The 8,755-nt window shown below is 71.9% G+C and carries 9 protein-coding genes; 4 read left to right on the top strand and 5 right to left on the bottom strand.

Going from position 1 to position 8,755, the window contains the following annotated elements; genetic code table 11:
- Positions 1-198 precede the first annotated feature (198 nt).
- Entirely contained in the window at positions 199-1,185 is a 987-nt protein-coding gene (locus tag G3I65_RS37940) for a LacI family DNA-binding transcriptional regulator (protein WP_160700368.1), read from the bottom strand.
- A gap of 79 nt (positions 1,186-1,264) precedes the next feature.
- Between G3I65_RS37940 and G3I65_RS37945 the strand changes: the two genes are divergently transcribed.
- Complete coding sequence (locus G3I65_RS37945; RefSeq protein ID WP_160700369.1) at positions 1,265-2,098, top strand: phytanoyl-CoA dioxygenase family protein; 834 nt, start codon at positions 1,265-1,267, stop codon at positions 2,096-2,098.
- A gap of 41 nt (positions 2,099-2,139) precedes the next feature.
- Positions 2,140-2,280, top strand: a complete 141-nt coding sequence (locus G3I65_RS56630) for a hypothetical protein (protein WP_166641088.1) — start codon at positions 2,140-2,142, stop codon at positions 2,278-2,280.
- 39 nt (positions 2,281-2,319) lie between these two features.
- Here G3I65_RS56630 and G3I65_RS58435 read toward each other — a convergent pair whose 3' ends face one another.
- From G3I65_RS58435 to G3I65_RS37955, 3 genes are all read right to left on the bottom strand, one after another.
- On the bottom strand, positions 2,320-2,445 hold the full coding sequence (locus G3I65_RS58435) for a hypothetical protein (protein ID WP_255481994.1): 126 nt from the start codon (positions 2,443-2,445) through the stop codon (positions 2,320-2,322).
- 97 nt (positions 2,446-2,542) lie between these two features.
- Positions 2,543-2,878: a hypothetical protein gene (locus G3I65_RS37950; RefSeq protein ID WP_160700370.1), complete on the bottom strand. Its 336-nt coding sequence runs from the start codon at positions 2,876-2,878 to the stop codon at positions 2,543-2,545.
- 17 nt (positions 2,879-2,895) lie between these two features.
- Positions 2,896-3,498 carry an SRPBCC family protein gene (locus G3I65_RS37955; RefSeq protein ID WP_160700371.1) on the bottom strand — a complete coding sequence of 201 codons (603 nt, stop codon included), beginning with the start codon at positions 3,496-3,498 and terminating at the stop codon, positions 2,896-2,898.
- 92 nt (positions 3,499-3,590) lie between these two features.
- Between G3I65_RS37955 and G3I65_RS37960 the strand changes: the two genes are divergently transcribed.
- Both G3I65_RS37960 and G3I65_RS37965 read left to right on the top strand, forming a co-directional pair.
- Positions 3,591-4,220: a TetR/AcrR family transcriptional regulator gene (locus G3I65_RS37960; RefSeq protein WP_160700372.1), complete on the top strand. Its 630-nt coding sequence runs from the start codon at positions 3,591-3,593 to the stop codon at positions 4,218-4,220.
- Between the two features lie 163 nt (positions 4,221-4,383).
- Positions 4,384-8,034, top strand: coding sequence for a CARDB domain-containing protein (locus G3I65_RS37965; protein WP_239071696.1), 3,651 nt, complete (start codon positions 4,384-4,386; stop codon positions 8,032-8,034).
- 37 nt (positions 8,035-8,071) lie between these two features.
- On the opposite strand, the gene G3I65_RS37970 is transcribed toward G3I65_RS37965, so the two are convergent.
- On the bottom strand, positions 8,072-8,755 hold a 684-nt coding region (locus tag G3I65_RS37970; protein ID WP_160700373.1), incomplete at its 5' end, for a trypsin-like serine protease.

Below are 8,755 nucleotides of genomic sequence, written 5' to 3' on the forward strand. Positions count from 1 at the left end.
GGCGTTGGCAGGGCACCCGGTCGTGGCCGTTCCGCGCGACCGGCCGTGCGGCGATGGCTGCCGGCTGGTGCGAGCTGGGCGCCGGTCCGGGTGTGGGGCGTTGGCAGGGCATCCGGCCGCGGTCGTTCCGCACGACCGGCCCGTGGGGCTGGTGCGGGCACGCGGTCGATTCAGCCGGGTGGTGCAGGCGCCGCCCGCTCAGCTGGTGCCGCGCACCACCAACCGGTGCGGTGCCACGATCGACCGGGGTTCCGGCGCCGGCTGGGTCAGGCGGTCCAGTGCCAGTTCCGCGATGCGGTCCTTGTCCGGGGACACCGTCGTCAGCGCCGGGACGCTGTAGCGGCCGTCTTCGATGTCGTCGAAGCCCACCAGCGCCAGCTCGCCGGGCACCGCCACCCCGCGGTCGGCGGCGGCCCGCAGCGCACCGAGGGCCAGTTCATCCGTGAAGCAGAAGACGGCGTCCGGGGGCTCCGGCAGGTCCAGCAGGGTCAGCATTGCCGCGTGGCCGTCGGCGCGGTGGAGGCGGCGCACCGCGATCTCCAGCTCCGGTGTCTCCGCCAACCCTGCGTCGGCGAGCGCCTGGCGGTAGCCGGTGAGGCGCTGGCGGGCCGTCGCGTTCAGTGAGCGCGGCTGGATGCCCAGTGCCGCGACGCGGCGGTGGCCCGACGACAGCAGGTGGGCGGTGGCTTCGCGGGCCGCGGCGACGTTGTCGATCGCGACGTGGTCGACGCCGCCGGTGCCGTCGTGCTCGCCGAGCAGCACCAGGGGGACCGGGTCGGTGCGCGCGGCCAGCTCCGCGGGGGCCACCGCCCACGGGCTGAACAGGACGCCGTCGACCAGCTGGCTGCGCTGCCCGTGCAGCAGCTGCTTCTCGCGCTCGGCGTCGCCGTCGGTCTGGTCGATGAGCACGGTCAGGCCGCGGGCCTCGGCGACGCGCACCGTCCGCGCGGCGAGCTCGGCGAAGTAGGGCGAGTCGATCTCGGGGATCACCAGCGCGATCAGCCCGGTCCGGCCGCGCCGCAGCGTGCGGGCGGCGAGGTTGGGGCGGTAGCCGAGCGCGTCGATGCTCGCCTGCACCCGCTCGCGGGTCGCCGGGGCCACGTAGCGGAACCCGTTGACCACGTTGGAGACCGTCCGGACGGACACACCCGCGTGCTCGGCCACGTCGCGCAGTTTCGGGTTCACCCGCGCAGCGTACCTCTTGCAACGTGGCATGCCACGTTGCAAACTGAGGTGCCACGCCGTCGTGCCCGAGGAGGCCAGGATGACCGCGCCCGTATTGCCCGTCACCGAGCTCACGACCCTGACCGACCGCCTGGACCGGGAGGGCATCATCGGCCTGCCGGGCGCGTTCTCCCGCGACTGGGTCCGCCGCCTCGGCGAGGACATCGACACGGCGTTCGCCGAGGCGCGCGCCCGGCCGGACGGCGCCGTCGGCCGCGGGCCGAACCGCTATTACGTCGAGATCCACCCGGAGCAGCTGCGCGGGTTCGCCGAGCTGGCGGGCCACCCGTGGATCACGGCCGTCGCCGAGGCGGTGCTGGGGCCCGACTACCGGATCGTCGAGGTCGGCTTCGACGTCCCGCTGGCCGGCGCGGTCGACCAGCCGTGGCACCGGGACTTCCCGATGCCGGAGGAAACCGCGCGCGAGCGCAGGCTGACGTCGCTGGCGGTCAACGTGACCGCGGTCGACACCGAGCCGGACATGGGCCCGTTCGAAATCGCGCCCGGCACGCATTGGGACGACGGCACCGGCTTCGACCACGGCATGTTCCCGCCGCGGTCGGCGTACCCGCGCTACCGGGAGCTCGCGGCGCGCAAGTTCCCGCGGATGGGGGACATCTCGATCCGTTCGGCGCTGACGATCCACCGCGGCACGGCGAACCACTCGGCCAAGTCCCGGCCGGTGCTCGTGCTCGGCCTCGACGCGCCGGGCGCGGGCAACGACGCCCGCCACGACACCGCCGTGACCGGCGAGTTCTGGGCGTCGCTGCCGGAATCCGTGCGCGCGCACCTGCATTGCCCCGTCGTCGACGTGCTGCGGCCGATCACCCAGAAGCACACGATCGAGGGCCTGGTGATGGGGGACGCGGGGTAGCGCCGATGTTTGCCGCGCCCGCGCGCGGGCATCACCTGGCCATGGCTGATGCGGGAATCACCGAAGTGACGGGCCGGGCCGGCGTCATCGCGGGGTTGCGACGCGTGCTGCTGGCGTTCGGCGTCGGCGGCGCGCTGGCGTGCCTCGCCTGGCTGGCGTTGTGGCTGGCCATGCGCCTTTGAGGGGGCGCCGGCCGGCGTGGACCGGCCGGCGCCGCGGGCTCACTGGCAGGCTTCGCAGTCCGGGTCGTCGATCCGGCAGGCGGCGCCGTCGGTGAGCTCGAAGTCGAAGTCGTCCAGCGCGGGCACGGCCGGCGCGGTGGCTTCTTCCGGGGTGGTGGTGGACATGGCGCTCCCTCGGGGTCGAACGGGTTCTCTTCGGGTGTAGCGCCGAAGATCGACGAGCATTCCGTGACCCGCGCCACAGTCGACATGTCGGCGTTCGTCAGCGGCCACGCCGGCGGCTGACGACGGCGGCGATCGCCACCGCGGCCCCGGCCGCGGCGAAGATCCCGGTGGCGACGGGACTCAAGAACTTCGACAAGCTCGGCGCGTCGCTCGGCCCCAGGAGCCACGCCCCGATCAGCGCCGCGTAAACCGCGGTGAGCCCGAACGCCCACCGGCGCAAGGAATTCCGCGCACGCAGGGCGCCGGCCAGGACGACGGCGATCGGGAGCACGGTCAGGAAGGCGAACTGCCCGAGCACCATGACCGGCACGGCCCAGGCCGCGATCAGGACGGCGGTCGAGGTGCGGCGGACGGGAGCTGTGGTGGTGGTCATCGTGTTCTCCTCGTGGTTCAACGGTGGCAGGGGGCTTCGGCGGTCGTCTTGAGGTCGGCCAGCCAGGCGTCGAGGCCGGGGGCCAGGTACTTCATCGCGGTGGCCGGGTCGGCTTCGATCTGCCCGCCCGTCCAGCTCTCCTCGGTGCGGACGAGGACGCCGCCGCGGGCCGGGGTGAACGTCCAGACGTGCACGCCGCGGTCGATGCGCAGGCCCTCGCCGATGGCCGGGCCGCTCCAGCGGACGCAGTGGCCCGGCTGGGACTGGTGGACGGTCGAGGTGATGACCAGGGTGGTCGCCGGCGTCGCGGGGGTGGCCGGGACCGGGGTGGTCCACCGGAACCGTGAGCCCGGTCGCAGCGGGCCGGGGTCGAGGCGTTTCGCGCTGCTGACCGCGCTCTGCCACGACGGCCAGCCCGCGACGTCGGTCTGCAGCTTCCAGACCGCACCCGGCGGCGCCTTGATCAGCGTCTCGGTCCGGTAGTGCAGCCGGGCGGCGGGGTCGATTCCCTCGCCGCGGCACGTGACGGACGCGGAAGCGGCCGAAGCAGCCGGAGCTGCGACACCCAGCAGGCCGGCGGCCAGGGGGAGGGCGAGCAGGGCGGTGCGCAAGCGAGTCATGGGTTCTCCTTGTTGTTAGTGCATGTCGTGACAGTTAGAAGCTATAACCGCAGTGGAGTGAGTGTCAATAGGAAAGGTGATAACCTCTAACCGTGACTGAGAGCCCGCGGGAGCGCTACCGCGCCCAAGTGCGTGAAGAGATCAAGCGGCACGCCTGGGAGCAGATCGCCGCGGCCGGCGTGCCGGCGTTGTCGCTCAACGCCATCGCCAAGCAGGTCGGCATGAGCGGCCCGGCGCTCTACCGGTACTTCGCGAGCCGGGACGAGCTGATCACCGCGCTCATCCGCGACGCCTACCGCAGCATCGCCGACGCCGTCCAGACGGTCCGTGGCCAGGGTTTCGCCATGCTGGCGCACGTCATCCGGGACTGGGCGCGCAGCGATCCGCAGCGGTACTTCCTCATCTACGGCACGCCCGTTCCCGGCTACCACGCGCCCGCGGACACGACCGCGCTCTCGCACGAGGTGATGGCGGTGCTGATCGAAGCCTGCGCGGAAATGCCGGACGCGGAGGTCCCGTCGCCGTTCGACGAACACCTCGAGACCCATCGCGAGTGGGCGGGCGACAGCGCCGTTTCCGCCGGGGCGCTGCACCGGGCGCTGGCCTTCTGGACCCGGCTGCACGGCGTGCTGTCCCTCGAGCTGGCCGGCCACTTCGCGGGCATGAAGTTCGATCCTGACCTGCTGATGGCCGAAGAGCTGACCGCGCTCTCGTTCTCCTGACCCACCCGCGTTCCGGACAGATCGGGCGGCGATTCCGCATGTCCTGACGGCTAGTCGTAAAATTTCCGAATCATGTCAAGTTCTTGCATGTTGTCTCCTCGTTGTTGCATGCTCGTCAGGCTCGCGCTCCCTCCCTTGCCGCTCTCGACGAAGAGAAGACGCCATGACACGCATGCGCTTGCCCCGGCTCCTGGCCGGATTCCTCGCCGTGGGGCTGTCCGTCACCGGGCTCTCCCTCGCCTCCGCCGCCGGCAGCCCGCCACCCCGGACCGAAGCTGCGGCCGCCGCCGTCGCCGACGTGCCGCTGACCCGCACGGTGTCGGCGAGCAGCGCGCTGCCCGGCTACCCGGTCGCCAACGCCGTCGACGGGAACCAGGCCAGCTACTGGGAATCCGCCAACAACGCGTTCCCGCAGTGGCTCCAGGCCGACCTGGGCTCGGCGAAGCCGCTCTCGCGGATCGTGCTGAAACTGCCCGCCACCTGGGAGTCCCGCACCCAGACCCTCGCCGTGCGCGGCAGCACCGACGGCACCGCGTTCACCGACCTCGTGGCTTCGAGCGGGTACGCGTTCGCACCGAGCGCCAACACCGTCACCATCCCGGTGACCGCGACGACCCGGTACGTGCGCCTGCAGATCACCGCCAACACGCAGTGGCCCGCCGCGCAGCTCGCGGAGTTCGAGCTGTACGGCCCCGACTCCGGCGACACCCAAGCGCCCACCGCGCCCGCGAACCTCGCCCTGACCGAACCCGGCAGCGGCCAGATCCGGCTGACCTGGTCGGCCTCGACCGACGACGTCGGCGTCACCGGCTACACCGTCTACCGCGACGGCACCCCGGTCACCACCGTCACCGGCACCACGTTCACCGAGACGCGGCCCGCGGGCACGCGCGTCGAGTACTTCGTGCGGGCCACGGACGCGGCCGGGCACGAGTCCGCCGACAGCGACCACGTCGTGCGCCAGGGCACCCAGGCCGGGCAGAACCTCGCCGCGGGCAAGCCGATCGAGGCGACCTCGAGCGTCTTCTCGTTCGTCGCGGCCAACGCCAACGACGGCAACACCGGCACGTACTGGGAATCCGCAGCGGGCTACCCGAACTCGCTGACCGTGAAGCTCGGCGCGGGCGCCGACCTCGACGCCGTCGTCGTGAAGCTCAACCCGGACGCGGTCTGGGGTGCGCGGACGCAGAACTTCGAGGTCCTCGGCCGCGACCAGGGCGCCACGGCGTTCACCACGCTCAAGGCCCGCGCCGACTACCGCTTCGACCCGGCCGCCGGCCAGAACACCGTCACCATCCCGGTCACCGGGCGGGCCGCCGACGTGCGGCTGCAGTTCTTCGCCAACTCCGGCGCCCCGGGCGCGCAGGTCGCGGAGCTCCAGGTGCTCGGCACGCCGGCGCCGAACCCCGACCTGGTGGTCACCGGCGCCACCTGGACGCCGGCGAACCCGGACGAGACCAGCCAGGTCACCGTCTCGGCGACGGTGAAGAACGCGGGCACCGCGGCCGCGCCGGCCACGACGGTCAACGTCGCCCTCGGCGGCACGGTCGTCGGCAACGCCGCTGTCGGCGCGCTCGCCGCGGGCGCCTCCACGACGGTGACCGTGTCCGCGGGCACCCGGCCGCAGGGCAGCTACCCGGTCACCGCGACCGTCGACCCGGCCAACACGGTGGTGGAGCAGAACGACACCAACAACACCTTCACCGCGCCCGCACCGCTGGTCGTCGCCCAGGCGCCGGGGCCGGACCTCGAGGTCACCGGCATCACGTCGAACCCGCCGAACCCGGCAGCCGGCGCGGCGGTGTCGTTCACCGTGGCCGTGCACAACCGCGGCACCAGCGGCGCGGGCGCCTCGGTGACCCGCCTGACCGCCGGGGCGACCACCCTGAGCGGCAGCACGCCCGCCGTCGCGGCCGGGTCCACAGTGGACGTCGCCATCACCGGCACGTGGACCGCGACCAGCGGCGGCGCCACCCTGACGGCGACCGCGGACGCGGCGAACGCGGTCGCGGAGACCAACGAGTCCAACAACGGGCTGTCCCGCACGATCGTGGTCGGCCGCGGCGCGGCCCTGCCGTACACCGAATACGAGGCGGAAGCCGCGCAGTACCAGGGACAGCTGCTCGAAACCGACCCGCTGCGCACGTTCGGGCACACCAACTTCGCGACCGAGTCCTCCGGCCGCCGGTCGGTGCGGCTGGCCAACCAGGGCCAGTACGTCGAATTCACGTCGGTGAACCAGGCGAACTCGATCGTCGTCCGCAACTCCGTGCCCGACGCGCCCGGCGGCGGTGGCCAGGACTTCACCCTCAGCCTGTACGTCAACGGCACCTTCGCGCAGAAGCTGACGCTGTCGTCCAAGCACAGCTGGCTCTACGGCACCACCGACGACCCCGAAGGCCTGACGAACACCCCGCAGGCCGACGCGCGCCGCCTGTTCGACGAGTCGCACGCGCTGCTGAGCCAGTCGTACCCGGCGGGCACGAAGTTCAAGCTGCAGCGCGACAACGGCGACAGCGCGGCCTACTACGTCATCGACCTGGTCGACCTCGAACAGGTCGCGCCGGCGCTGCCGAAGCCCGCCGAATGCACGTCCATCACCGAATACGGCGCCGTGCCGGACGACGGCGTCGACGACGCCCCGGCGATCCAGCGCGCGGTCACGGACGACCAGAACGGCGTCATCGCGTGCGTGTGGATCCCCGAAGGCCAGTGGCGGCAGGAGGCGAAGATCCTGACCGACGACCCGACCGTGCCCAACGGCGGCGGCCAGTACAACCAGGTCGGCATCTCCAACGTCACCATCCGCGGCGCCGGCATGTGGCGCTCGCAGCTGTACTCGCTGATCCAGCCGCAGGACGCGGGCACGATCAACCACCCGCACGAAGGCAACTTCGGGTTCGACATCGACAAGAACACCCAGATCTCCGACATCGCCATCTTCGGCTCCGGCCGGATCCGCGGCGGTGACGGCAACGCCGAGGGCGGCGTCGGCCTCAACGGCCGCTTCGGCACCGGCACCAAGATCTCGAACGTCTGGATCGAGCACGCCAACGTCGGCGTGTGGGTCGGCCGCGACTACAGCAACAAGCCGGAGCTGTGGGGGCCCGCCGACGGCCTCCAGTTCAGCGGCATGCGGATCCGCGACACCTACGCCGACGGCATCAACTTCACCAACGGCACGCGGAACTCGCGGGTGTTCGACTCGTCGTTCCGCACCACCGGCGACGACTCGCTCGCCGTGTGGGCCAACCAGTACGTGAAGGACCCGTCGGTGGACATCGCGCACGACAACGCGTTCACCAACAACACCATCCAGCTCCCGTGGCGCGCGAACGGCATCGCGATCTACGGCGGCTACGGCAACAAGATCGAGAACAACCTGGTGTCCGACACGATGAACTACCCGGGGATCATGCTGGCGACCGACCACGACCCGCTGCCGTTCTCGGGGCAGACCCTGATCGCGAACAACGCCCTGCACCGCTGCGGCGGCGTGTTCTGGGGCGAGCAGCAGAAGTTCGGCGCGATCACGTTCTTCGCGCAGGGCAAGGACATCACCGGGGTGACGCTGCGGGACACGGAGATCGACGATTCCACCTACGACGGCATCCAGTTCAAGACCGGCGGCGGGAGCATGAACGTGGCGGTCACGAACGTCAAGATCGACAAGTCGAACAACGGCGCCGGCATCCTGGCGATGAGCGGTGCCCGCGGCAGCGCGGCGCTGTCGGGCGTGACGATCACGAACTCGTCGGCGGGCAACGTCGTCGTCGAGCCGGGCTCGCAGTTCACCATCACCGGCGCACCCTGAGCCTGGGCGGCGGCGCCCGCGTCCCGGGCGCCGCCGCTCAGCCCGTCCGCTCGCGGATCCAGTCCGCCACGACGTCCACCCGCGCGATCGTCTCCGCGCCGGGCTGCGGGCACGGCGGGCCGGTGTTGACGATGGCCACCAGCGTCGCCGTGCGGTCGTCGGGGGAGACGAAGAACGGGCCGCCCGAATCCTCCGGGCACGGGCCGTTTTCGACGGTTCGCGTGCCGACCGGCAGGGCTTCGAGCGTCGACGGGCCGATGCCCGAAACCGTGAAGTGCCCGCGTTTGAGGTGGTCGGACGGGCCGAGCACGGTCGCCGAGTGCGAACCCCAGCCGGCGAACTGCAGCTGTTCGCCCACCTCCGGCCGCCGGCGATTCAGCTCGACCGGCGCGATGTCGTTGATCGCGAGGTCGAGCTTCGCCAGCGCCAGGTCGTTCACCGGGGACTGCTCGACGTCGACGACCTTCGCCGTGTGCCCGCCGGGGTCGGTGTCCTTCAGACGGCCGACGGTCACCGTCATCGTGTACCGCGGCGGGCCGCCGACCCGGGCGTCGGCGAGGTCGTGGAAGCAGTGCCCGGCGGTGACCACCCACTGCGGCGCGACCAGCGCTCCGCTGCAGGCGCCGTCGCGCACGCCGCCGCCCGGGACGGGGATGTCGCGCGAGGTCAGTTTCGCGTTGAAGGGCAGGATCGGGTTCGGGGCGGGCCGGGCCGCCGGGGC

This window comes from Amycolatopsis sp. SID8362, assembly GCF_010550475.1.
GTDB lineage: Bacteria > Actinomycetota > Actinomycetes > Mycobacteriales > Pseudonocardiaceae > Amycolatopsis > Amycolatopsis eburnea.